The organism is Proteus sp. G2618 (assembly GCF_009915995.1).
GTDB classification, from domain to species: Bacteria; Pseudomonadota; Gammaproteobacteria; order Enterobacterales; family Enterobacteriaceae; genus Proteus; species Proteus terrae.
This window is the reverse complement of sequence record NZ_JAABNI010000005.1, coordinates 210,936-237,644: the sequence shown is the minus strand read 5'-3', so window position 1 is coordinate 237,644 and position 26,709 is coordinate 210,936. Positions and strand designations below refer to the sequence as shown.

Annotated in this window: 24 protein-coding genes and 4 tRNA genes; 23 read left to right on the top strand and 5 right to left on the bottom strand. The window is 39.6% G+C overall.

Features of this window, described 5'->3' with window-relative positions; translation table 11 throughout:
- Positions 1-97: 97 nt before the first annotated feature.
- The 17 genes from wecA to GWJ01_RS02275 all read left to right on the top strand — a co-directional run bounded on the left by wecA (position 98) and on the right by GWJ01_RS02275 (position 14,950).
- Entirely contained in the window at positions 98-1,186 is a 1,089-nt protein-coding gene (gene wecA, locus GWJ01_RS02355; protein WP_036939595.1) for a UDP-N-acetylglucosamine--undecaprenyl-phosphate N-acetylglucosaminephosphotransferase, read from the top strand.
- Between the two features lie 24 nt (positions 1,187-1,210).
- On the top strand, positions 1,211-2,269 hold the full coding sequence (wzzE, locus tag GWJ01_RS02350; RefSeq protein ID WP_109395465.1) for an ECA polysaccharide chain length modulation protein: 1,059 nt from the start codon (positions 1,211-1,213) through the stop codon (positions 2,267-2,269).
- Between the two features lie 126 nt (positions 2,270-2,395).
- On the top strand, positions 2,396-3,526 hold the full coding sequence (wecB, locus tag GWJ01_RS02345; RefSeq protein ID WP_069369918.1) for a non-hydrolyzing UDP-N-acetylglucosamine 2-epimerase: 1,131 nt from the start codon (positions 2,396-2,398) through the stop codon (positions 3,524-3,526).
- Entirely contained in the window at positions 3,523-4,785 is a 1,263-nt protein-coding gene (gene wecC, locus GWJ01_RS02340) for a UDP-N-acetyl-D-mannosamine dehydrogenase (RefSeq protein ID WP_109402001.1), read from the top strand. The genes wecB and wecC overlap by 4 nt, the downstream gene beginning before the upstream one ends.
- Positions 4,782-5,849: a dTDP-glucose 4,6-dehydratase gene (gene rffG, locus GWJ01_RS02335; protein WP_098944023.1), complete on the top strand. Its 1,068-nt coding sequence runs from the start codon at positions 4,782-4,784 to the stop codon at positions 5,847-5,849. The genes wecC and rffG overlap by 4 nt, the downstream gene beginning before the upstream one ends.
- A gap of 21 nt (positions 5,850-5,870) precedes the next feature.
- Positions 5,871-6,752 (top strand): glucose-1-phosphate thymidylyltransferase RfbA, encoded by an 882-nt coding sequence (gene rfbA / locus GWJ01_RS02330; RefSeq protein WP_109395463.1) that lies wholly within the window; start codon positions 5,871-5,873, stop codon positions 6,750-6,752.
- Positions 6,730-7,443, top strand: coding sequence for a dTDP-4-amino-4,6-dideoxy-D-galactose acyltransferase (gene rffC, locus GWJ01_RS02325; RefSeq protein ID WP_161710641.1), 714 nt, complete (start codon positions 6,730-6,732; stop codon positions 7,441-7,443). Before rfbA ends, rffC begins: the two co-directional genes overlap by 23 nt.
- A 1-nt stretch (position 7,444) precedes the next feature.
- Entirely contained in the window at positions 7,445-8,575 is a 1,131-nt protein-coding gene (gene rffA, locus GWJ01_RS02320) for a dTDP-4-amino-4,6-dideoxygalactose transaminase (protein WP_161710640.1), read from the top strand.
- A gap of 2 nt (positions 8,576-8,577) precedes the next feature.
- Positions 8,578-9,834: a lipid III flippase WzxE gene (wzxE, locus tag GWJ01_RS02315; protein ID WP_161710639.1), complete on the top strand. Its 1,257-nt coding sequence runs from the start codon at positions 8,578-8,580 to the stop codon at positions 9,832-9,834.
- Positions 9,831-10,916, top strand: a complete 1,086-nt coding sequence (locus GWJ01_RS02310; RefSeq protein WP_109401997.1) for a TDP-N-acetylfucosamine:lipid II N-acetylfucosaminyltransferase — start codon at positions 9,831-9,833, stop codon at positions 10,914-10,916. Before wzxE ends, GWJ01_RS02310 begins: the two co-directional genes overlap by 4 nt.
- A complete protein-coding gene (wzyE, locus tag GWJ01_RS02305) occupies positions 10,913-12,280 on the top strand; it encodes an ECA oligosaccharide polymerase (protein ID WP_109395458.1) in 1,368 nt (455 codons plus the stop codon). Before GWJ01_RS02310 ends, wzyE begins: the two co-directional genes overlap by 4 nt.
- Positions 12,280-13,017 (top strand): lipopolysaccharide N-acetylmannosaminouronosyltransferase, encoded by a 738-nt coding sequence (gene wecG, locus GWJ01_RS02300; RefSeq protein ID WP_109401996.1) that lies wholly within the window; start codon positions 12,280-12,282, stop codon positions 13,015-13,017. Before wzyE ends, wecG begins: the two co-directional genes overlap by 1 nt.
- Positions 13,018-13,243: 226 nt before the next feature.
- Positions 13,244-13,320 (top strand) — tRNA-Arg (locus GWJ01_RS02295).
- Between the two features lie 64 nt (positions 13,321-13,384).
- Positions 13,385-13,460: transfer RNA gene (locus tag GWJ01_RS02290), tRNA-His, on the top strand.
- Positions 13,461-13,482: 22 nt separating this feature from the next.
- Positions 13,483-13,569: transfer RNA gene (locus tag GWJ01_RS02285), tRNA-Leu, on the top strand.
- 28 nt (positions 13,570-13,597) lie between these two features.
- Positions 13,598-13,674, top strand: a tRNA-Pro gene (locus tag GWJ01_RS02280).
- Between the two features lie 958 nt (positions 13,675-14,632).
- Complete coding sequence (locus GWJ01_RS02275) at positions 14,633-14,950, top strand: hypothetical protein (protein WP_109394757.1); 318 nt, start codon at positions 14,633-14,635, stop codon at positions 14,948-14,950.
- Between the two features lie 81 nt (positions 14,951-15,031).
- Here GWJ01_RS02275 and hemY read toward each other — a convergent pair whose 3' ends face one another.
- Genes hemY through hemC form a run of 4 tightly spaced genes read right to left on the bottom strand, consistent with a single transcriptional unit; the run spans position 15,032 to position 19,221 of the window.
- Entirely contained in the window at positions 15,032-16,252 is a 1,221-nt protein-coding gene (gene hemY, locus GWJ01_RS02270; RefSeq protein ID WP_075674236.1) for a protoheme IX biogenesis protein HemY, read from the bottom strand.
- 4 nt (positions 16,253-16,256) lie between these two features.
- Positions 16,257-17,525: a uroporphyrinogen-III C-methyltransferase gene (hemX, locus tag GWJ01_RS02265; RefSeq protein ID WP_109401995.1), complete on the bottom strand. Its 1,269-nt coding sequence runs from the start codon at positions 17,523-17,525 to the stop codon at positions 16,257-16,259.
- 20 nt (positions 17,526-17,545) lie between these two features.
- Positions 17,546-18,283 (bottom strand): uroporphyrinogen-III synthase, encoded by a 738-nt coding sequence (hemD, locus tag GWJ01_RS02260; protein WP_109394753.1) that lies wholly within the window; start codon positions 18,281-18,283, stop codon positions 17,546-17,548.
- Positions 18,280-19,221 (bottom strand): hydroxymethylbilane synthase, encoded by a 942-nt coding sequence (hemC, locus tag GWJ01_RS02255; RefSeq protein ID WP_109394752.1) that lies wholly within the window; start codon positions 19,219-19,221, stop codon positions 18,280-18,282. Before hemC ends, hemD begins: the two co-directional genes overlap by 4 nt.
- Before the next feature lie 997 nt (positions 19,222-20,218).
- Here hemC and GWJ01_RS02250 point away from each other — a divergent pair.
- Positions 20,219-22,813, top strand: coding sequence for a class I adenylate cyclase (locus GWJ01_RS02250; RefSeq protein ID WP_161710638.1), 2,595 nt, complete (start codon positions 20,219-20,221; stop codon positions 22,811-22,813).
- 81 nt (positions 22,814-22,894) lie between these two features.
- Here GWJ01_RS02250 and cyaY read toward each other — a convergent pair whose 3' ends face one another.
- Complete coding sequence (cyaY, locus tag GWJ01_RS02245; RefSeq protein ID WP_088494024.1) at positions 22,895-23,212, bottom strand: iron donor protein CyaY; 318 nt, start codon at positions 23,210-23,212, stop codon at positions 22,895-22,897.
- 79 nt (positions 23,213-23,291) lie between these two features.
- On the opposite strand from cyaY, the gene lptM reads away from it, so the two are divergent.
- Genes lptM through yigB form a run of 5 tightly spaced genes read left to right on the top strand, consistent with a single transcriptional unit; the run spans position 23,292 to position 26,697 of the window.
- The gene (gene lptM / locus GWJ01_RS02240) at positions 23,292-23,459 is read left to right on the top strand and encodes an LPS translocon maturation chaperone LptM (protein ID WP_071788576.1); all 168 of its coding nucleotides are present in this window, start codon (positions 23,292-23,294) and stop codon (positions 23,457-23,459) included.
- 41 nt (positions 23,460-23,500) lie between these two features.
- The gene (dapF, locus tag GWJ01_RS02235; protein WP_109394748.1) at positions 23,501-24,325 is read left to right on the top strand and encodes a diaminopimelate epimerase; all 825 of its coding nucleotides are present in this window, start codon (positions 23,501-23,503) and stop codon (positions 24,323-24,325) included.
- Between the two features lie 25 nt (positions 24,326-24,350).
- Entirely contained in the window at positions 24,351-25,061 is a 711-nt protein-coding gene (locus GWJ01_RS02230; protein ID WP_075674324.1) for a DUF484 domain-containing protein, read from the top strand.
- Positions 25,058-25,981, top strand: coding sequence for a tyrosine recombinase XerC (gene xerC / locus GWJ01_RS02225; RefSeq protein ID WP_109401993.1), 924 nt, complete (start codon positions 25,058-25,060; stop codon positions 25,979-25,981). The genes GWJ01_RS02230 and xerC overlap by 4 nt, the downstream gene beginning before the upstream one ends.
- Positions 25,981-26,697, top strand: a complete 717-nt coding sequence (yigB, locus tag GWJ01_RS02220) for a 5-amino-6-(5-phospho-D-ribitylamino)uracil phosphatase YigB (RefSeq protein ID WP_109394744.1) — start codon at positions 25,981-25,983, stop codon at positions 26,695-26,697. The genes xerC and yigB overlap by 1 nt, the downstream gene beginning before the upstream one ends.
- Positions 26,698-26,709 lie beyond the last annotated feature (12 nt).

The window sequence follows — 26,709 nt, the reverse complement described above, 5'->3', positions numbered from 1 at the left end:
GGTTTTGAATAAACTCGTCGAGGTGAGGCTGGAAAAAAGAATAAAAACACATGGAAGCGTAAAATAACCAGCTATATTTATTATAGAGAACCGTACTGTGGATATACTAAAAATGAGCACAAGCGTTTTTTATGTGTTCTTATTTTCTTTCGCATTTTTATTCTTGGCTCGTAAAATTGCAAAGAAAATTGGACTCGTGGATAAACCGAATTATCGTAAGAAACATCATGGATTGATCCCTCTAGTCGGAGGAATATCAGTCTATTTTGGTATTGTTTTCGCATTTTATATTTCAGATATTTATATTCCTCATAAGGAATTGTATCTGGCATGTGCGGGACTTCTTGTTTTTATCGGCGCATTAGATGATCGCTTCGATATTAGCGTCAAAATTAGAGCAACAATCCAAGCTTTTGTTGGGATCGTGATGATGGTGGGTGCAGGATTAAAACTTGACACTCTGGGTCATGCTTTTGGTCCTTGGGAAATGCATTTAGGGCCTTTTGGCTATATTGTTACACTTTTCGCTGTTTGGGCAGCAATCAATGCCTTTAATATGGTTGATGGTATTGATGGGTTATTAGGTGGACTTTCTTGTGTCTCTTTTGGTGCGCTTGGTATTTTATTATATCAAGGCGGTAATTCAGCTCTCGCATTCTGGTGCTTCTCATTTATTGCGGCAATTTTACCTTATATCCTTCTAAACTTAGGGGTCTGCGGTAAAAAATTCAAAGTCTTTATGGGAGATGCGGGAAGTACACTGATTGGATTTACCATTATTTGGTTATTGGTCGCATCAACACAAACTCAGCCTCGCCCTGTTAAGGCTGTAACTGCATTATGGATAATTGCTATTCCACTTATGGATATGGTGGCAATTATGTACCGTCGTTTACGCAAAGGGATGAGTCCTTTCTCTCCAGACCGTCAACACATTCACCATTTGATCATGCGTGCAGGTTTTACCTCTCGCCAAGCCTTTATTTTAATTACTGTGGCTGCTGCGCTATTAGCCGCGATTGGTATTATCGGTCAAAACCTATCATTTGTCCCTGAATGGTTTATGTTGGCATTATTCTTGCTTGCATTTGTTATGTATGGTTATTGCATTAAACGCGCGTGGCGAGTCGCTCGTTTTATTAAACGACATAAGCGTCGCTTACGTAGAGCAACACAACAGCATTAATATAAGCAGAGGTTTTTTAACGTGATGAACTCGGAAAATAACGCCTCCCGACAGGGTGAACAGCCAGATAATGAACTCGATATTCGAGGTCTTTTTTGTGCACTTTGGTCAGGCAAAAGCTGGATTATAGGGTTCGCTCTGCTTTTTGCAGTGATTGCACTCGGTGCATCTTATTTGATGCAACCTAAATGGAGCGCAATCGCAATGACAGAGAAACCAACGATTAATAACTTAGGCAGTTATTATTCGCAATCTCAGTTCTTGCGCAATCTTGATACACAGATTAATCCTGCAGCACAAACCTCAGCTTTAACTATTTCAGATGAAGCTTATCAAGAGTTTATTACTCAAATCGCGGCGTTTGATACACGTCGTGAGTTTTGGTTGCAAACGGATTATTTCAAACAGCGCAAAGAGAGTGATGAACAGGCCAATGCTGCGTTATTGGATGAGTTAATTAACAATATTCAATTTACGCCTGCTGATGAGAAAAAATTAGTTAATGATCAACTGAAACTCATTGCGGAAACATCAAAAGAAGCGAGTCAATTATTAAATGAGTATATTGCTTTTGCTAATAAGAGAGCATCTACCCATCTTAATGATGAAGTGATAACAGCTTGGGCAACTAGAACTCAATCAATGAAAGCGTTGGTTAAACGTCAAGAAATGGCGGCTCAATCTGCGTATCAACGCCAAGTTAACTTATTAGAGCAATCAATTAAAGTGGCTGAGAAACAAGGTATTTCTCAAAAACAAACATCGATTGCGATTGATGAGTTACCAGATTCTAAATTGTTTCTGTTAGGTGTTCCTCTGTTACAATCACAGCTAGAAACTTTAGTGGCAACAGGTGCTGATTTTGATAGTGATTATGATCAAAATACGGCAATGTTAGCGACCCTAGCTGTGGGCGCAAAATTACAAGATAACTTCCAAACTTACCGCTTTCTACGTACCCCTGAAGATCCTGTGAAACGTGATAGTCCTCGTCGTGCCTTTATGATGGTACTTTGGGGCGCTATTGGTGTTTTAGCGGGTGCAGGTGTTGCATTAGTAAGACGCAGTTCATTAAAAAAATAATAATTAAATTTTGTCATTGATGACAATAACGGGACATCAGGTGTTTCGGCACCTGATGTACTGAGTATAAGGGCATATTGCTTTCCCAAAAATAAGCGATATAACAATGAAAAAAAGAGAGCCACTGTGAAAGTGTTGACTGTTTTTGGCACACGCCCTGAAGCGATAAAAATGGCACCTTTAGTGCACGCTTTAGCAAATGATGATTCGTTTGAAGCGAAGGTATGTGTTACGGCCCAACATCGAGAAATGCTTGATCAGGTATTAAATCTTTTTGAGATCAAACCAGATTATGATCTCAATATTATGAAACCAGGACAAGATTTAACGGATATTACCTGTCGTATTTTAGAAGGGTTAAAACCAGTATTAGCGTCATTTCAACCTGATGTTGTTTTGGTACATGGTGATACAACAACGACCATGGCAGCAAGTTTAGCCGCATTTTATCAACGAATTCCTGTTGGTCATGTGGAAGCTGGGTTACGTACCGGCAATCTTTATTCCCCTTGGCCTGAAGAGGCAAACCGTACTATTGCAGGGCATCTTGCAATGTATCACTTCGCACCAACAGAAACTGCCAAATTAAATTTGGTGCGAGAAGCGGTTGCGGATAAAAATATTTTTGTTACAGGAAATACGGTAATTGATGCGTTGTTTTGGGTAAGTGACAGAGTGATGGGCAATCAAACACTCTTAAATGAGCTTGCTGTAAATTATCCATTTATTCAGCCTGACAAGAAAATGATTTTGGTAACAGGGCATCGTCGAGAAAGTTTTGGTGGTGGTTTTGAACGTATCTGCCAAGCTTTAGCTGAAATTGCATTAGCACACCCAGATGTAGAAGTTGTCTATCCTGTTCACTTAAATCCTAATGTGAGTGAACCGGTTCAACGTATCCTTCATGGTATTGATAATATTAAATTAATACAGCCACAAGATTATCTCCCATTCGTTTATTTAATGAATCATGCTTACCTTATTTTGACCGATTCTGGTGGAATTCAAGAAGAAGCCCCTTCATTAGGTAAGCCAGTTCTTGTAATGCGAGACACAACGGAGCGCCCAGAAGCTGTTGAAGCGGGCTCTGTTCGCTTAGTGGGAACAGATACTAAACGTATTGTTAGCGAAGTAACCTCTTTATTGACAGACGAAAACGCGTATCACCAAATGAGTAAGGCGACAAACCCTTATGGTGATGGTCATGCCTGCCAACGTATTCTTGAAGCATTGAAAAAAAATCAGGTGACATTATGAGTTTTGAAACTATTTCTGTTATCGGCCTCGGCTACATTGGTTTACCTACAGCGGCGGCTTTTGCCTCTCGTAAAAAAAACGTCATCGGTGTTGATGTTAATCAGCATGCCGTTGATACGATTAATAAAGGTCAAATTCACATTGTTGAGCCTGATCTTGATAAGATAGTTAAACAAGCGGTTGAAGAAGGGCATTTAAAAGCTTATACCACGCCACAGCCAGCAGATGCTTACCTTATTGCTGTACCTACACCATTTAAAGGCGAGCATGAGCCTGATTTGGCTTATGTTGAAGCAGCTGCACGCTCTATTGCACCTGTATTGAAAAAAGGTGATCTTATTATTCTAGAATCAACCTCACCAGTTGGCTCTACTGAAAAAATGGCTGAGTGGTTAGCGGAAGCTCGTCCAGACTTAACATTCCCTCATCAACAAGGTGAAGATGCTGATATCGATGTAGCTTACTGCCCTGAGCGTGTATTACCGGGTCAAGTGATGATTGAACTTATCCGCAATGACCGTGTTGTGGGTGGTATGAATCGTAAATCATCAGAGCGTGCAAGCGAGTTATACAAAATCTTCCTTGAAGGTGAATGTGTTATTACTAATGCGCGTACCGCAGAAATGTGTAAGCTGACTGAAAATAGTTTCCGTGATGTTAATATTGCGTTTGCTAACGAATTATCACTGATCTGTGCTGACCAAGATATCAATGTGTGGGAGCTAATTAGCTTGGCGAACCGCCACCCTCGCGTCAACATTTTACAACCAGGCCCTGGCGTTGGCGGGCATTGTATCGCTGTTGACCCTTGGTTTATCGTGTCACAAAATCCCAAACAATCTCGTTTAATTCACACTGCCCGTTTGGTCAATGATGGCAAACCAGTGTGGGTTATCGATCAAGTTAAAGCCGCTGTTGCTGATTGCCTTACTGAAACAGGTAAACGCGCAAACGAAATTAAGATTGCCTGCTTTGGTTTAGCCTTTAAGCCTAATATCGATGACTTACGTGAAAGCCCAGCAATGAATATCACTAAACAAGTCGCTGATTGGCATAGTGGTACGACATTCGCAGTTGAACCTAATATTCATGAATTACCAACAAAATTGAAAGGGATCACAGAGTTAGTATCAACAGAGCAAGCATTGAAAGATGCGGATATTGTCTTAATGTTAGTTGATCATCAACAGTTTAAAGCGATCCCAGGTAGTAAAGTCACTCAAAAATGGATTGTAGATACTAAAGGAGTATGGCGTTGAAACGCATTCTAGTTACAGGTGGAGCCGGTTTTATCGGCTCTGCTGTTGTTCGACATATTATTGATAACACCAATGACAGCGTTGTTGTGGTGGATAAACTGACTTATGCCGGTAATTTAGAGTCATTAGCAACTGTAGCTGACAGTGAACGCTATGCCTTTGAGCAAGTCGATATTTGTGATAGAGCTGAGCTTGATCGCTTATTTGCTCAATATCAACCAGATGTTGTTATGCATTTAGCGGCAGAAAGCCATGTTGACCGTTCTATCGATGGCCCCGCTGCATTTATTGAAACCAATATTGTGGGTACTTACACCTTATTGGAAGCGGCTCGCCATTTTTGGCAAGTGCTACCTGAAGAGAAGAAAACGGCATTTCGTTTCCACCATATCTCAACAGATGAAGTGTATGGCGATTTAGAAGGCACAGATGATTTCTTTACTGAAACTACGCCTTATGCACCAAGTAGCCCATATTCTGCGTCTAAAGCTTCAAGCGACCATTTAGTTCGTGCTTGGTTGCGTACTTACGGTTTACCAACTGTGATCACGAACTGCTCAAATAACTACGGCCCTTACCATTTTCCTGAAAAGTTAATCCCATTAATTATCTTAAATGCGATTTCAGGAAAACCATTACCTGTTTATGGTAAAGGTGAACAGATCCGTGATTGGCTCTATGTTGAAGATCATGCTCGTGCTCTCTATTTAGTCGCAACAACAGCAACACCGGGTAAAACTTACAATATTGGTGGACACAATGAGCGTCGCAATATTGATGTTGTTAAAACGATTTGTGCGCTGTTAGAAGAGTTATATCCAGCAAAACCAGAAGGTGTTGCTCAGTATGTCGATCTCATCACTTATGTGAAAGACAGACCAGGTCATGACCTGCGCTATGCAATTGATGCAGCGAAAATTGAAGCTGAATTAGGCTGGAAACCAGAAGAGACATTTGAATCAGGCATTCGTAAAACTGTTTTGTGGTATTTAAATAACGAGACTTGGTGGAAACGAGTGTTAGATGGTTCTTATGCAGGTGAACGTCTAGGGCTTGGGAACTGATTAAGTAAAGAAGGATAAATGATGAAAGGTATTATTTTAGCGGGTGGCTCGGGTACACGACTGCATCCGATAACCAAAGGGGTATCGAAGCAATTATTGCCTATCTATGATAAACCCATGATCTATTATCCGCTTTCAGTTCTGATGCTTGCTGGTATTCGAGATATTTTGATCATTACAACACCAGATGACATGACCTCATTTCAGCGCTTATTGGGTGATGGTTCTGCATTTGGTGTTCATCTTCAATATAAAATTCAACCATCTCCTGATGGCTTAGCCCAAGCCTTTATTTTGGGTGAGGAATTTATTGGTGATGATCATTGCTGTTTAGTTTTAGGCGATAATATCTATTTTGGTCAAGGTTTTAGTCCAAAACTGAAACAAGTAGCACAACGTGAACGTGGTGCAACAGTCTTTGGTTATCAAGTTATGGATCCTGAACGATTTGGCGTTGTTGAATTTGACGATGATTTTAAAGTGTTATCGATTGAAGAAAAACCAGAACAACCTAAATCTAATTGGGCTGTCACGGGGCTGTATTTCTACGATAACCGAGTGGTTGATTTTGCCAAACGAGTCAAACCTTCGATTCGTGGTGAATTAGAAATTACGTCGATTAATCAGATGTATCTTGAATGTGGTGAGCTTAGCGTTGAACTACTGGGGCGTGGTTTTGCGTGGTTAGATACCGGAACTCACGATAGTTTAATTGAAGCCAGTACCTTTGTTCAAACTGTTGAAAAACGCCAAGGATTTAAAGTGGCGTGCCTTGAAGAGATTGCTTGGCGTAATGGTTGGCTCAGTGATGATCAAGTAAGAGAAAGCGCAAAATCACTGTCTAAAACCGGTTATGGTCGCTATCTATTGGATTTATTACATGTCCGTCCTCGCCAATATTAATTATCTTGAGTGGGAAAGTGAGTATTTTTCCCTCAAAACAGGGCGTCTTGAGTTTGATACGCAAGCGCCCGCATTAACAGACGAACAGCTTGATGCCTTTGCTGTGGTTCAAGCAAAAGTCGCATCTCATGAGCTTTCTCTCATCGATAAACTCAGCCAATTAGGTTTTCAATTTGCGGAAGGTGAAATTGATTTTAAACTTTCAATTGGCACAGAAAATGCTTGTAAGAAAACGACTGAATATTGTTTTAGAAAAGCCAATGAAGATGATATCGATTTATTGATGGCAACGGCTTCAGAGGCTTTTGTACAAAGTCGTTTTAGAACACCTTGGTATCAGGAAGGTGATAGCAGTCGTTTTTATGCATTATGGGTTAAAAAAGCGGTGTTAGGCACATTCGATGATATCTGCTTACTGACTTATGATGCTGAAAATAATGTAAGTGGTTTTGTCACTTTACGCCGTCTATCTGAAAATGAAGCAAGAGTGGGATTACTAGCGGTAATGCCCAACAGAATAGGACAAGGCATTGGTAAACAACTGATGTCGGCCGCGAAGTTTTGGTGTCAACAACAAGGTGTTTCGACCTTATATGTTGCAACACAGATCAGCAATATTGCAGCTTCGCGTTTATACACACACAGTGGGGGCTTAATAGAGAGCACCACTTATTGGTTATACAGGGGATAATATGATTCCGTTTAATAAACCACCGGTTGTCGGCACAGAATTAGAATATATGAAACAAGCTATGGAAAGTGGCAAGCTCTGTGGTGATGGCAATTTCACAAAGAAATGTGAAAAGTGGTTAGAAGAACAATTTCATTGTCATAAAACGCTGTTAACACCATCTTGTACAGCATCGCTTGAAATGGCTGCTATCTTATTAGATATCAAGCCTGGCGATGAAGTCATTATGCCAAGTTTTACCTTTGTTTCGACCTCTAATGCGTTTGTATTACGTGGCGCAACGATTGTTTTCGTTGATATTCGTCCAGATACTATGAATATTGATGAAACAAAAATTGAAGCGGCAATTACAGAGAAAACCCGCGCTATTATTCCCGTTCATTACGCAGGTGTTGCGTGTGAAATGGATACGATTATGGCGATTGCGAAAAAATATAATCTGTTTGTTATTGAAGATGCTGCACAAGGTGTCATGTCAACTTACAAGGGCAAGGCTCTTGGCACAATTGGTCATATTGGTTGCTATAGCTTCCATGAAACTAAAAACTACTCATCAGGCGGTGAGGGTGGCGCAACGCTGATTAACGATCCTGATTTAATCAATCGCGCAGAAGTTATCCGTGAAAAAGGTACCAATCGTAGCCAATTTTTCCGTGGTCAGGTAGATAAATATACTTGGCGTGATATTGGTTCTAGCTACTTAATGTCAGATTTACAAGCGGCTTATTTATGGGCTCAACTTGAAGAAGCTGAAAAAATTAATGAACGTCGTTTAGCATTTTGGCAGATTTACTATGATGCATTGACGCCATTAGCGAAAAAAGGCCTATTAGCGCTTCCAATCGTTCCTGAAGGTTTAGAGCACAATGCGCACATGTTCTATATCAAACTGAAAGATATCGAGCAACGTACCGCATTTAATGACTACATGAAAGAACACGGCGTTTTAACCGTGTTCCATTATGTGTCATTACATACCAGCCCAGCAGGTATGAAGTTTGGCCGCTTTGATGGTGAAGATATTTTCACAACGCGAGAAAGTGAGCGTTTAGTCCGTTTACCTATGTTCTACAACATGACAGAAGAAGAACAGCAGACTGTTATTGGCCATATCCGCGACTTCTTTGCTTAATTATGTCGTTAGCCAAAGCATCAATTTGGACAGCTGGATCAACCCTGATAAAAATCGGGGCTGGTCTGCTTGTCGTCAAGTTACTTGCAGTCTCTTTTGGGCCAACAGGGGTCGGGTTAGCAAGTAATTTTCGTCAATTAATCACCGTACTAGGTGTCTTATCTGGTGCGGGTATTTTTAATGGTGTGACGAAATTAATCGCACAATATCAGGATGATGACATTCAACGCAAAAAAGTGTTGGGTACTTCATCATCCATGATTTTGCTGTTTTCCACACTACTAGCTATTTTATTTCTTCTTTTTTCTGCTCCCATTAGTCAAGTGTTATTTGGTGATGATTATCATCAATATCAGGATATTGTAAGAGCCGTTGCTTTTATTCAAATGGGGATAGCATATAGCAACTATTTTCTTGCCATCTTAAAAGGTTACCGTGATGCGGCAGGTAATGCCTTATCAGTGATTGCTGGTAGTATTATTGGTGTTATTGCTTATTATTTGTGCTATTTGTTTGCGGGTTATCACGGTGCATTAATTGGGCTTGCATTAGTACCAGCACTTATTTTATTTCCTGCTACATTTTTAGTAGTAAAGCGTAAGCGCTTCGCTTTAAGCGAGCTTAAACCTCATTGGGATAAGGCGATAGCAAGTCATCTTGGTAAGTTTACCATTATGGCGATACTAACATCGATTACATTACCCGTTGCTTATATCATGATGCGTAACTTACTTGCTGAACACTATAGCTGGGAAGACGTAGGAATTTGGCAGGGGGTGACCAGTATTTCAGATGCTTATTTGCAATTTATTACCGCATCTTTTTCTGTTTATTTATTGCCAACACTCTCTCGATTAACGCAAAAAAGTGATATTACCAAAGAGATCGTTAAATCACTGAAGTTTGTATTACCTGCAGTAGCTACAGCGAGTTTTATGGTGTGGTTATTACGTGATTTTGCGATTTGGTTACTGTTTTCAGATAAATTTGTCGCTATGCGTGATTTATTTGCATGGCAACTCGTTGGCGATATTTTAAAAGTAGGCGCTTATGTCTTTGGTTATCTGGTCATCGCAAAAGCGGCACTACGTTTTTATATCCTTACAGAAGTAAGCCAGTTTGCCCTATTGACGCTATTTTCGCGTTGGCTTATTCCTGAGCATGGCGCATTAGGTGCCGCTCAAGCCTATATGGCAACGTATATTATTTACTTCCTTCTCTGTAGTTCTGTTTTCGTGATTTATTGCAGGCGCAAATGACAACTTTGATTTACGTACTAGGTTCAGACATTGTGCATCATAACAATACAATGTTACGGTTTTTTAACGACCACCTCGTGACTGAGGCGGGGTTAACGTATAAACCTCGTTTTATCGTTGCCAGTAAAAATACTTCACTGCAAGAAAGCTACCCAGCTTTAGATATTGAGTGTTTAGCTGATAAAAAGCAGGTTGCACAGAGAGTGGTCACATTGGCCAAAGCCGATACCCATCAACGATTCCTTTTTTTAGGTCAGTTTAATGCGCCTATTTGGTTGGCATTATTAACTGGCAAGATCAAACGTCATCAATTTTGGTGGCATATTTGGGGTGCTGATTTATATCAGGATTCTAAACAGCTAAAATTTAAACTCTTCTATCTTCTTCGTAAACTCGCCCAAAAACGTGTGGGCCGAGTATTTGGTACACGAGGTGATCTGAATTACTTCGCACAATTTAACGTTAATATTCCAGCCAGTTTGCTCTATTTCCCAACAAGAATGGATCCTGCGCTTACGGTGACAGAAAAAGCGCCTATTGATGAGAAACAGCTCACCATTATTGTGGGTAATTCAGGGGATAGATCGAATCGCCATATTGAAGCTTTACAGGCAATTGCCGAGCAATATGGAACGCGAGCAAAAGTGATTATTCCAATGGGATATCCTGAAAATAATCACGTTTATATTAATGAAGTAGCCCAAGCAGCTAGCCAATTGCTTCCCTATAATCAGGTTGAAATATTACGTGACAAATTGGCATTTGATGATTATCTCGCGTTATTAAAAACATGCGATTTAGGCTATTTTATTTTCCACCGTCAACAAGGTATTGGCACGCTTTGTCTGCTTATTCAATTTGCGATCCCTTTTGTTATTAGTCGTCAAAATCCATTTTGGCAGGACTTAACTGAGCAAAGTGTTCCTGTTTTTTTCTCTGGGGACAAATTAGATATTGCGCTGATTGAAGAGGCTAAACGTCAATTGCTGATGCTTGATCGCCAAAATATTGCCTTCTTTGCGCCTAATTTCACGGATGGTTGGAAAGAGTTAATTGAGATGAGCACAGGAGAGCCGCAATGACATTGGCGGAACTGGGTGGCTTAACACTTGTTTATTTTATCTCTTTGAGTTTTATTTTATTGCTGACTTATCAAGAGTTTCGTCGAGTTCGCTTTAATTTTAATGTTTTTTTCTCAATGCTCTATCTGCTGACCTTTTATTTTGGTTTCCCACTGACTTGTATGTTGGTATTCCAATTTGATGTCGCAGTTGTACCCGTTGATTCATTATTATACGCGCTATTAGCCTCTACAAGCTTCTATGCCATTTATTATGTAACCTATAAGGTAAGGCTGAGAAAATCGGTTGACGGCCCTTCTAGGTCGCTATTTACGATGAATAGAGTAGAAACCAACCTTACTTGGATTTTATTGGCATTAATAGCGTTTGTAACTGTGGGAATTTTCTTTCTACAAAATGGCTTTTTACTCTTTAAGCTCAAAACGTATAGCCAAATTTTTTCAAGTCAAGTATCAGGTGTTGCGCTTAAGCGCTTTTTCTATTTTTTTATCCCCGCAATGCTGGTGGTTTATTTCTTAAAACCCACTCAACAACGGTGGATTTTCTTCCTCTGTGCAACGGTGGGTTTTGGGATCTTAACCTACATTATCGTGGGCGGAACCCGCGCTAATATCATCATCGCTTTTGCGCTGTTTTTGTTTATCGGTATTGTTCGAGGCTGGATTACCTTATGGATGCTGGTTGCCGCTGGGGTTATGAGTATTATTGGAATGTTCTGGTTGGCGTTAAAACGCTATGGCCTTGATGTGAGTGGTGCAGAGGCATTCTATACTTTCTTATACCTCACTCGTGATACGTTCTCTCCTTGGGAAAATCTAGCTTTATTACTTAATAATTATGACAAGATTGAGTTCCAAGGACTTGCACCGATTATTCGTGATTTTTATGTCTTTATTCCTTCTTGGGTATGGCCAGAACGCCCAGATGTAGTGCTGAATTCAGCAAACTATTTTACATGGGAAGTACTTAATTACCATGCGGGTCTTGCTATTTCACCGACCTTAATTGGCTCTCTGGTTGTTATGGGGGGCATTGCCTTCATCCCATTGGGTGCGATTGTTGTAGGACTGATTATTAAGTGGTTTGATTGGCTATATCAGCAAGGGCTCAATGAAAGCAACCGTTATAAATCGGCTATTCTGCAAGCTTTCTGCTTTGGGGCTATTTTTAATATGATTGTTTTGGCACGAGAAGGTGTTGATTCTTTTGTTTCTCGCGTTGTGTTTTTCTGTTTAATTTTTGGTTTATGTTTGGTGGTTGCCAAACTGCTTTATTGGTTATTTGAAAGCGCGGGGTTAGTGCGTAATTACGTGACTCGTCAAATACAAAGTGAACCTCGTTGTTTAGAGAAAAAGGAAAAGTAATGGGATCCAATTCAATTCCGAAGTATTCAATCCGCGGACATAATATCTGGGGATTTCGCGATATGGCTCATTTTCTGGATTATCTCTATGAAGGAGCACAAATAAAAAGTGGCTCTCTGATTGCCATTAATGCAGAAAAAATTCTCACAGCAGAAACAGACTCAGCACTTAATGAGCTACTCAATGAAGCTGATTATCTTTATGCGGATGGTATTAGTGTAGTGCGAGGTATTCGTCGTAAATATCCTGATGCAAATGTTTCTCGTATCGCAGGTGCGGATTTATGGGAAGCGTTAATGGAAAGAGCGGGCAAAGAGGGAACACCTGTTTTTCTTGTTGGTGGTAAACCTGAAATTCTTTCTCAAACCGAAGATAAGCTTAAAGCGCAATGGAACGTAAATATTGTGGGTAGCCAGAATGGTTACTTCACACCACAAGATAGAGAGGCGTTATTTGAGCGTATAAAGGCCTCAGGTGCGAAGATAGTAACTATTGCGATGGGATCACCTAAGCAAGAGTTATTTATTCGTGCATGTCGTGAAATTTACCCTGATGCTTTATACATGGGTGTTGGCGGAACTTATGACGTGTTTACAGGCCATGTTAAAAGAGCACCAAAAGCATGGCAAAACCTTGGATTAGAGTGGTTATATCGTTTGTTATCACAACCAAGCCGAATTAAGCGTCAATTTAAGCTGTTAAAATTCGTTGGGTACTACTATTTCAATAAATTGTAACAGGGATTGCGTCTTTTTTGTTAGGTATGACTGAGTAAATGATTTATTCACGCTTCTATCTAGCATCTTGATTGTTTAATTATTATACTAACGGGGCGTTTAGTGTGTAAAAACGCTCCATTTATCGACGAAATGCACAAACTATCGTCAAACAAACTTTTTTTTTCAAAAAGCACTAGACAGACAGAGCGTAAATCCGTACTATCCTCTCCCGCAACGGCGTGAAGCGCCCGTAGCTCAGCTGGATAGAGCGCTGCCCTCCGGAGGCAGAGGTCTCAGGTTCGAATCCTGTCGGGCGCGCCATTAAAGCGTGCTAAGAGTTACGGTGAAGAACGTTGTTGTAAGAAGTAATAAGATAGCTGTTATGGTGGCTATAGCTCAGTTGGTAGAGCCCTGGATTGTGATTCCAGTTGTCGTGGGTTCGAGTCCCATTAGCCACCCCATCTTATCTTAGTTATTGTTTATGCGAGGGTGGCGGAATTGGTAGACGCGCTAGCTTCAGGTGTTAGTGTCCTAACGGACGTGGGGGTTCAAGTCCCCCCCTTCGCACCAATAAACAAGATAAGAACAGTGATACAGACGGCGAGTAGCGCAGCCTGGTAGCGCAACTGGTTTGGGACCAGTGGGTCGGAGGTTCGAATCCTCTCTCGCCGACCAATAAGAAAAAGCCTCGATTATATCGAGGCTTTTTCGTATCTACGATTTGCCTTTTTAAAAGCCGTGACACCATTTCTACTTCTACTTCTACTTCTACTTCTACTTCTACTTCTACTTCTACTTCTACTTCTACTTCTACTTCTACTTCTATAATTCGTTACTCTTTTCATCTTTTTTATTTATTGTTATGTGTTCCAGATAAGAAAGCCCAAATGACGTTTTTAACAAAAATGCCACCCTTGTCACTTAAGGATTATTAAGAATTTAATTTATTGCTGAATTTTAATCTTTATAAAAAGATAGGTAAAATACGTAAAATAATTGGTTATAATCATATGAAATATAAGTCTTTTATTTTATCTGTCGGTAAATGCCAACACTTGTCATTTTTAATGTCTCCAATAGGAGACATCTAACCTATTGATTCTATGTGATTAAATAGTTGGTGTGTTTTTCTTGTCGTGAAAAAGAGACGTATATCAGACCCTATATTTTCTTTTCTATTTAGCAATAGCATGATGAAAGCACAGGACATAGCTTTTTTATCATTGAAAATGAGTGAAGCCGGAAAGGAAAACTAAAATTCAATAAGTTACCTTATGCTTTTTTAGAGAGAGAATATTTTTAATAAAAAATGAAAAATTGGCACGCTTAATGCAATATTTATCTTGTAGATGCTCATTCCACTCCTTATGACAGTGTATGGCTTCATAAACCTAGGAATGATGCAGAGCCGATTATTCGGTGCCTACGTCCACGTTAACGATGAACATCATTCATCATCAACAGGACGAAACGTTGAGTGAGGCACCATCCGTCTGTAGACCTGATTGTATATTTATGCGCCTGTATAGTTTTATACAGGCGTTTTTTTATATAGCAATCACACATCCATTTTGTATTCATCGCATTATCACGCTATTATCCAGCGCAAGGGTAGATTGGAGATAGCATCATTATGATAAATAAACAAAAAGCATATCTTGCACAAGAAAAACTCTTTCTTATAGAGAAGTTTGGCCCATTATTATTCTTTTTGATCCCTCTTATCATGCTCATTATTGGTGGCAAATCATGGGCTAAATATATGGCTTTTCTTTGTCAGGGGATCGCTCTGATTTATATTGTTGTGTTTTATCATGCGAGAAAACATTACCTGTCATTTAAGCAAGAAAATGGGAAGGGAATACCCACTCGTTTTTATCGAATTGCTTGGGTGTATGTATTTTTGACTTTATGTGTAGAAGTGGTGTTACTATTTCAACATGGCTTTTAAATCAAATAAAAAACCCTCAAAAAAGAGGGTTTTTTAATCAGTCGATCAAACAATTTATGATCACGTTCTTATCGAATGAGTTTATTTACTTTTTTTCGGCTCTTCAAAAATGACTGAATCTTTTTTCAGTGTCATTAATAAAGCATCTTTACGCACTTTCGCCGACTCTTCAGATTTTTTCTGTTTATCTAATGCATCAGCAAGCCACGCAAAGTCATGGACATCAGGACGTTGCTTTAACGCATTACGGAAGGCCTCTTCAGCTTGAGCCCATTGTCCTTGTTGCATTGCAATCTGACCTAATGTGCTATTGAGTAATGGCGTTGGCCCATGTTGTTTAATTAATGAATTGAGTACTTTCAAAATAACATTGGCATCTGTATTTTTTAAACGAGGTAATAGTAAGATCAATCGTTCATCATACTGACGTTTAACTCCGTCTAAGATGATCGTTTGAGCAGTCTCTGGATCGTTGCACTCAATAAGGTGTTCAGCTAAAACGACACGTAATGCATTATCGTGATGTACTTTACGCGGTTGCGCTTTCCACCAATTCTTCAGCCCATCACAGCCATTTTCGGACATTTTCTGTCCCATAATACCGATATAGGCTTTTTGGCGTAATTGCTCAAGTTCATCATCCGTATGTAATGCAATTTTTTGCATAGAAGGAATGATATCAAGCAATGCTTGCCAAGCCGCTGTTCGTGTATAAGCGACTTCTGCAAGACGTAACACCTCTGGATGGCGTGGTGCTTGATTTAATAATTCATCAACCCCAGTACGTGCTGCATGATTTTCGTTTTGTGCTAATAAAATACGCACTCGTGTGATATCAACAGGAAGCTGATTGGTATCGGCAAGTTCTGCAGCACGTTCAAGATGTTGCTGAACTCGGAATTCATCACCACGTTGTTGTGCGGCTTCAGCGGCTAACAGGTAGTTTACAACGGGCTGTTCTGCATAATCTGCATTACGGCTCATCAGTTTTTCAACTTCTTTAAAATCACCTTCCGCTAATTTCATTAATGCCATGCTGGTTTGTTTACGTGCACGATTACGTTTACGGAAAGAAAACCAACTATATGCTTTTGAGCCTGTACCAATAAAACGGCGATAACTCCAACCAATGAGTAACAGTGCTAATTGCAGTAAAACAAACATAATGACAAGGCTGGTTACACTGGTTTCAATATCCCAATCATCAGTTTGTATAAGCACATAACCTTGGTGGCCTGCCAAGAGTGGGCCAAAAATGATGCCGGCAATAAGCACCACAAAAAGGAGCAGTATTTTTAACATAAGCTTATTCTCCTTGTTGTGTTACTGGCGTATCAGCCGTTGCGCTATCAGCCGCAGCATCTTGCTCGTTCTCTGATGCATTATGCTCAGCCTCTACGGGTTGGGCATCTTGAGCTTCAACAGCTTGCGCTTCAGCCACTTGTGGCTCTGCATACTCATTTTGTGCCAGTAAATTGCGAATTTGCTTTTCTACACGTTTCTCTAGCAGTGTCGGGCTTTTCAATTCTGATGGCATTGCAAGCGTAATAGGTTGTTTCTCTAATTCAGATACCATATCTAAAAATGAGGTTGTACTTGGATCAGAGGTATCAAAATAAGCTCGTACCCAAGTGGATACCGCTTCCAGAGATTGCTGATAAGTTTCAGTTTGGTGACGAGGCACGGCTTGAGAAGCAATTAATAAACGTGAACGGATATTCTCACGTAAATAGACATCTTGATTAGGTGCTAATAAAGGAACTGCTGCGGTATCACGGCGACGAATGGTAATAAAATCATCCATAAAGCTTTTCCAGCTCTTACTTAGATTTTGTTTCCAATCAGAAAGTGAACCTGAAATGGTTTCGTCGTTTTTATCCATTGGTGAGCCGTTACGCTCCAAGCCCGCTAAACGAAGATTATCAATCTGATTCGCTAACTGGTTTAATTGTAAGATGATCCCATCATTATCTATTTTGGTGAGCGCGGCTAAACTGCTGATATCTTCATTAATAGCACGGCGGATCTCAAGTAAACTTGGATCGTTCATTTCCGCTAAGCTACTGTCGGCACCTTTTAGTAGACTTACAGCGGTTACGACATCTTGATCATTCCATAACTTACGACCAGCCATTTTCACCATAAAATCGGCTTGAGCTAATAACCAGCTTTTGACGTCCGCACTGGAAATAGCGGCAAATCGTGTTTGTAGATCTTGAATTTGACGCTCTGTTGTTTGGCGCTCATTTTGTAATTTATCGATAGTCTGTTTTTGTGAGTTAAACATGCTATCAATATTGTCAAAGCGTTGTTGATAAGTGTTTTGGAGTTGTTGTAATTGGGCAAGCTCAGATTTGAGTGATTGATTTTCTACACTCAGCTTTGATGCTTGTTGATTGGTGTAATAGTAAAGGCTACCACCGATTGCCAAAATAACCAGGATAGCAACAGCACTTCCAATTAGACCTGAGCGCTTGTTATTAACAGGTTTGACTTCCTGATAGCGGACATTCTCATCAGCTTTAGCTGCACCTTTTGGCAAGTCATTATCATTCGTATTTTTCTGTTCCGTCATATCGGCGTCTCATTTAGGTTCTATATTAATGCATGAAATAAAGCATCATTATTGGCACTTTCAGCAACGGTGACTGTTTCCCACCCTAATGTTTTTGCTATTGTTGCTAATCGTTCACTGACCACAAGTAAATGGCAGTTTAACAGCCATGCTTTTTTAGATTCAGCGACCAGATCAAAGAGTTGTTGTAACATTTCACCGCTAGTGACAACAAGCGTATCAACCTGTGCTTTTTCCCATTGAAGCGCAAAGTCTTCAGGGGAATAATTAATAAATAGGCGTTGGTAACATTCACATTCATCTACGATCGCACCTCGTTGACTCAATGTTGTTGCGAGTAAGTCACGACCACCGTTACCTCTAAGCAGTAATATTCGTTTGTTTTTCACCTGATTAAGTGCAGGAAGTTGGAGAAGATCTTCACTGGTTTCTCCTTGCTCAGGGTAGCAAATTGGAAGACTGCTTAAATGTTGGAAATCTTTCGCTGTGCTTTGGCCTATTCCATAATAGGATAGCGTATCTGGCCATGATTGTTGTAATTGATTTAGCTGCCAGTTTGCGTATGACACCGCATTTTTGGAAAGTAAAAATATACAATCACCCGCCCTTAATCCTTTTAGTTTAGCATCTAATAAAGGGAGTTCACGACCCGCGGTGATCTCGATTAAAGGCGCTTGAAAGGCTGTTTTCCCCGCATCAATTAAGCGCTGAGTTAATGCCTCTCCTGCTGGATTGGGGCGAGTGACTAAAATACTCATGCAGGCGTGTTGCCTTGATACACTGCGGTTAAAATAGCTCGAGCACCTTTATCTAAAAGCTCTTCAGCCAATGAGATACCCGCCGTTTCAGCCTCTTCTGGAGTAACTAAACGCTCGCCACGTAAAATTGTTTCGCCATCAGGAGAACCGACTAAAGCACGTAACCAAATTTTATCATCTTGCCAAATGGCATAGCTTCCAATGGGAACTTGGCAACCGCCTTCAAGACGTGTATTCATTGCACGCTCCGCTTTAACGCAAACAGCGGTGCGTGTGTGATTGAGAGCACTTAATAGCTGGCGAGTTTCATTGTCATTTAAGCGGCACTCAATTCCAACAGCTCCTTGTCCAACCGCGGGTAAGGATTGCTCTGCGGATAATGGTGTGCGAATACGTTCGTTAAGATCTAGGCGCTTTAAGCCAGCAACAGCAAGAATAATGGCATCGTAATCGCCATTATCTAATTTTCCTAAGCGAGTACCTACATTGCCCCGCAAATCACGAATAATTAGATCCGGGCGCTGTGCTTTTAATTGGCATTGGCGGCGTAAACTGGATGTACCTACAATGCTGCCTGCTGGCAGTTCTTCTAAAGAATCATAATGATTAGAGACAAAAGCATCACGGGGATCTTCGCGTTCACAAATAGTAACTAATCCTAAACCTTCTGGGAAATCAATTGGAACATCTTTCATAGAGTGAACGGCAATATCTGCCCGTGATTCAAGTAGAGCAAGTTCTAATTCTTTTACGAATAGCCCTTTGCCACCTACTTTAGCTAAAGGTGTATCTAGAATGATGTCACCTTTAGTGACCATCGGTACTAATTCGACGACTAAACCTGGATGAGTAAGTTGTAGTTGTTCTTTCACATAAAGTGCCTGCCACATAGCAAGAGGGCTTTGGCGGGTAGCAATACGGATGGTACTTTTTGACATAATAGTATTATCTCTTCCGAGCGATTAGCGATATTTTTGTTTAGAAATAAGGCATTGTTTTAACACTTTAAGCCCCAATTTTCCAGTTAAGGTGCTTTGTGTCATGATCATAACGAAAGAAATGAGGTCATCATCGAAAAAGAAAAAAAGAAAAAGGAAATAGAAAATAAGTAAATTATTAATGAACACTATTGAGTTTAGTTATTTTTAGAAATTTATTCTTCTTATAGCTATATAAAAAGTGTGGTTATTTACAAAAAAGAAACATCAAGCTAATTTATTTAACATTCAGCAAATGGAAGATGATGTAAATATCATATTTAATCTGAACATATTGATAAAACAACCATTATTTTAAATTCGCTTATCTTCCTTATTATTTTTTAATATATAAAAATACGATAAATTTTAACAAAATTATTATTAAATAAAAGAAGGAGAAATAATTAAAATAAAGGAAAGAATTTAATCTTAAATTAAATAAATAATTAATAAAAATTAAATATTATTTTAAATATTATTATCTAAATATTAAAAATAGAATTCTTATTTTAATTGGAAATATAGAAAATAATCAAAAAATAGGAATAATCCATTACTATCAATAAGTTATTTCTATTTTTTGTTTTTTTATCTATTTTTTATGTTTTGTCAAAATTTATTTTTAGTTTCATCCTCAAGTAAACAGGGGTTTTTGTGGGGTAAAGGGAGGATTGAGAGATTTTTTTTATCATTTTTTTTATAAGTGAAATAGCTTATCTTTATGATTATAAAGGTGTTTACTCAATAGCTTTACACGATTAAGCGCTTAAATATCACTTTTAGATCTTGGTGCTATATTTTGAGTTCCTCTTTACGCCTTGCGCTCAAGGTGTTAAATTGATCACGTTTCCGAGATTTTGTTAGTAAAGTTTTATCTATTAATATACCTAACTCAACCTTGGTCACTTATAAATTCAGATTCTACTATCTTCTTAGTATTGTTCAGGCGAAACTCTTGTATCTTTATATTGAAACACTGAAGCAACGGCTGGATGCGATTAATCAACTCAGACTGGAACGAGCATTTGCATCGATGTGTGATGTTTTTAAACAGGTCTATGGTTTAATTCCTGTTTTATTACATTACCACCATCCTGAGTTGCCCGGCTACATACAAGGAAATGTTCCTCACGGTACATGTTTCTTTGAACCTGATGACATGCAACGTCAATGGGCGAATAAGCTGGTTAACGCATTATGTGATAATCCGATGGATGGATACGCCAATGGAGAGTTGCCAATTACTGGCATCTATTCAATGGGGAGTACTTCTTCTATTGGTCAAAGTCACTGCTCCGATATTGATATTTGGGTCTGCCATCAATCATGGCTGGATCAAGGTGAACGTGCACTTTTACAACGCAAATGCCAATTGATTGAACAATGGGCTGGCGAACTTGGTATTGATGTTACGTTTTTTTTAATTGATGAAAATAGATTTCGTCATCATGCAAGCGGTAGCTTAGGTGGAGAAGATTGTGGCTCTACCCAACATATTCTTTTACTTGATGAGTTTTATCGTACAGCGGTACGTCTAGCAGGTAAGCGCTTGCTATGGGCGATGGTGCCTATTGAAGAAGAGAATCATTATGACGAATATGTTAACTCCCTTTATGCCCAAGGTGTATTAACGCCAAATGAATGGCTAGATCTAGGGGGTTTAGGTGAACTTTCTGCTGAAGAGTATTTTGGCGCAAGTTTATGGCAACTCTATAAAAGTGTCGATTCACCTTATAAAGCGGTACTAAAAAGTATTTTATTAGAAGCCTATTCAGCGGACTATCCTAATGGGAAATTGCTGGCATTAGAAATGAAACAACATCTACATCGTGGCGAAATCGTCAACTACGGTTTAGATGCTTATTGTATGATGCTTGAGCGTGTCACTCGCTATTTGGTTTCTATCAATGATTTAACTCGCCTTGATCTTATCCGTCGCTGCTTCTACCTGAAAGTGTGTGAAAAATTATCTAACGAAAAAACACAAAATGAGCCAGAAGGTTGGAGACGACAAGTCTTATCGCAATTGGTCACTCAATGGCAATGGGATAATGAACGCTTAACCATACTTGATACGCGTGATAGTTGGAAAATCGAGCGAGTGCGCGATGCACACAATGAATTATTAGATACGATGATGCAAAGCTATCGAAATCTTATTCGTTTTGCGCGTCGTAATAATTTAAGTGTTAGTGCAAGCCCGCAAGATATTGGTGTCTTAACTCGCAAACTTTACGCTGCATTTGAGGCATTACCCGGTAAAGTTACACTGGTTAATCCACAGATATCACCTGATTTGTCAGAGTCACATTTAACCTTTATTTATGTACCACAAGGCCGAGCAAATCGTAGCGGATGGTATTTATATAATCGTGCCCCTGATTTTGAAAATATCGTTGGACATCAACCATTAGAATATAACCGCTATTTAAATAAATTAGTGGCATGGTCTTACTTTAATGGGTTGTTAACTAAAGAGTCTCGAGTTTATATTCATCAAGGGGAATCCTCTTGTGATGAAATAAAACTGCATGAATTAGTTAGGGATATGTCGAGCCATTTCCCAATTCGTTTACCTGCACCAACACCGAAAGCACTGTATAGCCCTTGTGAAATTCGACACCTCGCGATTATTGTTAATTTGGAAACTGACCCAACAGAGAGTTTTTCTGATCAAGTGGTTCACTTTGATTTTAGAAAACTCGATGTCTTTAGTTTCGGTGAAAAAGAGCAGTGTCTTATTGGTAGTATTGATTTGTTGTATCGTAACTCTTGGAATGAGGTCAGAACCCTTCATTTCAGTGGTACACAATCTATGTTGGAATCGCTAAAAACGATTTTAGGTAAAATGCACCAAGATGCGGCTCCACCTGCTTCTGTTGAAGTATTTTGTTATAGCCAACATTTGCGGGGTTTAATTCGTACTCGTGTTCAGCAGTTAGTCTCGGAATGTATTGAATTGCGGTTATCAACAAATCGTTTGGAGCCAGGACGTTTTAAAGCTTTACGTATTGCTGGGCAAACGTGGGGATTGTTCTTTGAACGCCTCAATGTGTCGGTACAAAAATTAGAAAATGCGATCGAGTTTTATGGTGCAATTTCATATAACAAACTTCATGGATTGCCGGTTAAATTAGATAAAGATGCTCGCTATTTACCTGCGGTGATTGATGGTTTTGCTTGCGAAGGGATTATTCAATTTTTCTTTGAAACCACAGAAGATAATAATGTCTTTAATATCTATATCTTAGATGAAGCAAATCGCGTTGAAATTTATTCCCATTGTGAGGGAAGTAAAGAAGAGTTAGTAAAAGATGTTAGCCGTTTCTACTCTTCATCTCATGACCGATTCACATATGGCTCAAGCTTTATTAATTTTAACTTGCCACAGTTTTATCAAATTGTGAAAGTGGAAGGATTAACACAAGTGTTACCTTTTGCTGGTGGATCTTTTGGTAAATTATCCGATCTGGGAAGCAAAGAAGCCCAACCTGAGATGAATGTTGTTCCCCACGGATTTACAGATTATAAAGCGGTGCAACATTCTTAATTGAGTACAAGCCAGTTAATACAAATGGGAGCCTTGATAGCTCCCATTATTGTAGTTAACTGTTGTGGCTAACTGCGTTTTTTAGAAAGAAAACGCTTCCCCACTTTGTTCTGTTATCGCTTGTGCTAGCATGGTTAAAAATTCACCGCCACTTCTATCACAAATCCATTGTTCATCTTTCCAATCAAAGTGATAGCCACCAGAGCGTGTCGCCAACCAAACTTGATGAAACGCTTCCTGACGATTAATAATAATTTTGCTATTATTTTCAAAGGTTAATGTCATTACACCGCCATTGATTTCACAATCAATATCTGCGTCACCTTCATAATTATCAATAGTTTGTTCTATTTCTGACAAGAGTTCGTCAGCTAATTGGTGAAATTCACTGTCGTTCATCTTCATTTCCTATTTGCTTTTCGAGATCTAACTGCGATTATAGAGGATATTAACCAAATAAATGACAGGCAGATTTCGAATGAAAACGTATTTACGTTGCACTCTTGCTATAATAACACTGATTTCTCTTTCTGGTTGTGGCTTGAAAGGCCCTCTTTATTTCCCTCCTGAAGATACTCAGGCAAAAATGACACAGTCATCCCAGCCAACCCAGCAAGTTGAGAGCGCCTCAACTCAGACCAATTAGTCAATCTTAGAAACGGTAACTTCGTTTCAGGCAGGGGCAAGATGCAATTTTCAAAAATGCATGGTCTTGGCAATGACTTTATGGTGGTCGATGCTGTGACTCAAAATGTTTATTTTTCACCAGAATTAATATGTCGATTAGCGAATCGCCATACTGGTGTTGGGTTTGATCAATTGTTGGTGGTTGAAGCACCTTATGATCCCGAACTCGATTTCCATTATCGTATTTTTAATGCAGATGGAAGCGAGGTTGCACAGTGTGGTAATGGTGCTCGTTGCTTTGCTCGATTTGTGAGATTAAAAGGTCTTACAAACAAAAGAGAGATAAAAGTCAGTACACAGTCTGGCAGAATGACTTTGAATGTTATGGACAATGATGATGTGTGCGTCAATATGGGCGAACCTGAGTTCGAACCTCAAAAAGTCCCTTTCCGTGCACAAAAGGCAGAAAAGACCTATATTATCAGGGCAATGGAACGCACTGTATTGTGCGGTGTGGTTTCAATGGGAAATCCTCATTGTGTTATTCAGGTTGAAGACATTAAAACAGCAGAAGTTGAGTTGTTAGGGCCTGTGTTAGAGCAACACGAACGTTTCCCTGAACGTGCTAATATTGGTTTTATGCAAATCGTAGACAGAAGTAACCTTCATTTACGGGTGTTTGAACGTGGTGCTGGCGAAACGAAAGCCTGTGGTAGTGGGGCTTGTGCAGCAGTCGCAATTGGTATTTCACAAGGGTTATTAGATAAACGAGTGAAAGTGACTTTACCGGGTGGATCGTTGCTTATTGAATGGAAAGGAGAGGGGCACTCTCTTTATATGACTGGGCCTGCGACGCATATTTATGATGGGATCATTCAGCTATAATATTATTTTTTGAGAGGCTATCTGTATGACGGATAAAAATGAGCAGTTTTGTTGTCCTGAAACAAACGAACTTAATGATCAACAAGTGATCCGTTACCTCAGGGAGCATCCTGGCTTTTTTATCCGTAATGCAAGTTATATTGAGCAAATGCAAGTTCCTCATCCCGTCAGAGGAACCGTTTCTTTAGTCGAATGGATAATGTCGCGCCAGCGTAACCGTATCCATTATCTTGAAGAAGATATGCGTTTGTTGATAGAGCAAGCCTCTGAAAATGAAGCACTGTTTAGCCAACTCTTGTTATTAATTTCTGAACTATCTAACAGTGCTTCTCTTCACGAAATGCTAGAACGTTTAAACCTTTGGGCTAAGGGATTAGGGCTTTATTCAGTTCAATTACGCCTATTTACCGATCGCTGGCAATTACAGCCACCTTTAGATGCACAAGATCTACCATTATCTCGCCAAGCATTTGAACATTTTCGCATTCAGCGTATGGGCGATGATAATCACTATTTAGGTACATTAAACGGGCAAGAGATCATGTTATTGATGCCTAATGTACGACGCTCAGGTTCTGTTGCGCTCTCATTGCTAGGGCATTATGGTGATTTGGGGGTGATTATTTTTAATAGCCGAGATAATCAACACTTTCAGGAAGGGATGGGAACAGTGATGCTTGATAAGCTCGCCCATATTTTACCGGAATTGTTACTTCGTTGGGTTGCAAGGCAATGAACCAGCCAATAGACATTCCAGAAACACTCTCTGTCTCTATCGAACAATTCCTGCGTTATATTCAAGTTGAACGCCGATTAAGTCCTGTCACCGTAGAAAATTATCATCGTCAACTAACTGCATTAGCGCAAATGATGATGGCGATGAAAATCACACAATGGATATCACTTGAAAGCCAACATGTACGAATGTTACTAGCGAAAAGTCATCGTAGTGGGTTACAACCGACTAGCCTTGCTTTGCGCTTTTCGGCGTTACGTAGCTTTCTTGATTGGCAAGTGGCACAGGGAATGTTAGAGGTTAATCCAGCAAAAGGTATTCGCACACCTAAATCTGGTCGTCATCTTCCTAAAAATATGGATGTCGATGAAGTTAGCCAATTGATGAATATCGACTTAAAAGATCCCCTTTCTGTTAGAGATAGAACCATGCTGGAAGTGATGTATGGTGCAGGATTGCGTCTATCAGAATTGACTAACTTAAACATGAGCGATATCGACATGAATGAAGGTGAAGTTCGTGTTTTAGGTAAAGGAAGTAAAGAACGAAAAGTACCGTTAGGAAGAAAAGCGATAGAGTGGTTACAGAATTGGTTTCCGATGCGAGAGCTCTATACTCCTGAGGATAAAGCTGTCTTTATCTCAACCCAAAGCGGTAAGCGTTTATCTGTGCGCAGTGTACAAAAACGGTTTGAACTTTGGGGTATTAAACAAGGACTAAGTAGTCATGTAAATCCTCATAAATTACGTCACTCGTTTGCTACGCATTTATTGGAATCGAGTGGTGATTTACGTGCTGTACAAGAGTTATTAGGGCACGCTAATTTATCGACCACGCAAGTCTATACCCACTTAGATTTTCAGCATTTAGCTAAAGTCTATGATGCTGCTCACCCGAGAGCTAAGAGAGAAAAATCATAATGCGCTTTTACAGAACTCTGACGCCAATTGCTGCGATGACTTTTGATTTAGACGACACACTGTATGACAATGTGCCAGTAATGGACAGAACTGAAAAAGAGACGATGGATTTTATTCGTCAATATGATCTGCGTTTTAATCATTTCACAGAAAAAGATGTGAATGCCTATAAAAAGCCACTTATAGAAAACAATCCTGATATTTTTCATGATATTACGCAGTGGCGTTGGCTTGCAGCGAGAAATATGCTGTTAGATTACAACTACAGTGAAGCCAAAGCACAACAAGGTGCTGATGAAATTATGGCGCACTTTGCTTATTGGCGTAGTCGTATTAATGTACCTAAAAATACCCACCAAGTTCTTACAGAGTTGGCGCAGAGAATCCCATTAATTGCGATTACAAATGGTAATGCAAACCCATTAAGTTGTGGTCTAGGGCAGTATTTTTTACATATTTTAAAAGCCGGCCCTGATGGTCGCTCTAAGCCTTATCCTGATATGTTTGATAAAGCCGCTTCACTGTTAAATATTCCACATGAGAAAATCCTACATGTGGGTGATCACCTTATAACAGATGTCGAGGGCGCCGTTAATAGTGGATTACAAGCGTGCTGGATTAACCTTGATAACCGTAGTTTGTTTGAAGAAGGTGAGACCAGAGTAATGCCACATATTGAAATTACAGATTTAAGCAAACTGATAGAACTCGTTTAATGTGATATTCGG

Excerpts from the sequence above, each read along its gene's own strand:
- lptM (WP_071788576.1), top strand. The coding sequence starts at position 23,292 with ATGAAAACGTATTTACGTTGCACTCTTGCTATAATAACACTGATTTCT.
- rfbA (WP_109395463.1), top strand. The coding sequence starts at position 5,871 with ATGAAAGGTATTATTTTAGCGGGTGGCTCGGGTACACGACTGCATCCG.
- wecC (WP_109402001.1), top strand. The coding sequence starts at position 3,523 with ATGAGTTTTGAAACTATTTCTGTTATCGGCCTCGGCTACATTGGTTTA.
- hemC (WP_109394752.1), bottom strand. The coding sequence starts at position 19,221 with ATGTCAAAAAGTACCATCCGTATTGCTACCCGCCAAAGCCCTCTTGCT.
- xerC (WP_109401993.1), top strand. The coding sequence starts at position 25,058 with ATGAACCAGCCAATAGACATTCCAGAAACACTCTCTGTCTCTATCGAA.
- wzyE (WP_109395458.1), top strand. The coding sequence starts at position 10,913 with ATGACATTGGCGGAACTGGGTGGCTTAACACTTGTTTATTTTATCTCT.
- wecG (WP_109401996.1), top strand. The coding sequence starts at position 12,280 with ATGGGATCCAATTCAATTCCGAAGTATTCAATCCGCGGACATAATATC.
- wzxE (WP_161710639.1), top strand. The coding sequence starts at position 8,578 with ATGTCGTTAGCCAAAGCATCAATTTGGACAGCTGGATCAACCCTGATA.
- wzzE (WP_109395465.1), top strand. The coding sequence starts at position 1,211 with ATGAACTCGGAAAATAACGCCTCCCGACAGGGTGAACAGCCAGATAAT.
- GWJ01_RS02230 (WP_075674324.1), top strand. The coding sequence starts at position 24,351 with ATGACGGATAAAAATGAGCAGTTTTGTTGTCCTGAAACAAACGAACTT.
- hemX (WP_109401995.1), bottom strand. The coding sequence starts at position 17,525 with ATGACGGAACAGAAAAATACGAATGATAATGACTTGCCAAAAGGTGCA.
- hemY (WP_075674236.1), bottom strand. The coding sequence starts at position 16,252 with ATGTTAAAAATACTGCTCCTTTTTGTGGTGCTTATTGCCGGCATCATT.
- yigB (WP_109394744.1), top strand. The coding sequence starts at position 25,981 with ATGCGCTTTTACAGAACTCTGACGCCAATTGCTGCGATGACTTTTGAT.
- GWJ01_RS02275 (WP_109394757.1), top strand. The coding sequence starts at position 14,633 with ATGATAAATAAACAAAAAGCATATCTTGCACAAGAAAAACTCTTTCTT.
- dapF (WP_109394748.1), top strand. The coding sequence starts at position 23,501 with ATGCAATTTTCAAAAATGCATGGTCTTGGCAATGACTTTATGGTGGTC.
- GWJ01_RS02310 (WP_109401997.1), top strand. The coding sequence starts at position 9,831 with ATGACAACTTTGATTTACGTACTAGGTTCAGACATTGTGCATCATAAC.
- rffA (WP_161710640.1), top strand. The coding sequence starts at position 7,445 with ATGATTCCGTTTAATAAACCACCGGTTGTCGGCACAGAATTAGAATAT.
- hemD (WP_109394753.1), bottom strand. The coding sequence starts at position 18,283 with ATGAGTATTTTAGTCACTCGCCCCAATCCAGCAGGAGAGGCATTAACT.
- cyaY (WP_088494024.1), bottom strand. The coding sequence starts at position 23,212 with ATGAACGACAGTGAATTTCACCAATTAGCTGACGAACTCTTGTCAGAA.
- rffC (WP_161710641.1), top strand. The coding sequence starts at position 6,730 with ATGTCCGTCCTCGCCAATATTAATTATCTTGAGTGGGAAAGTGAGTAT.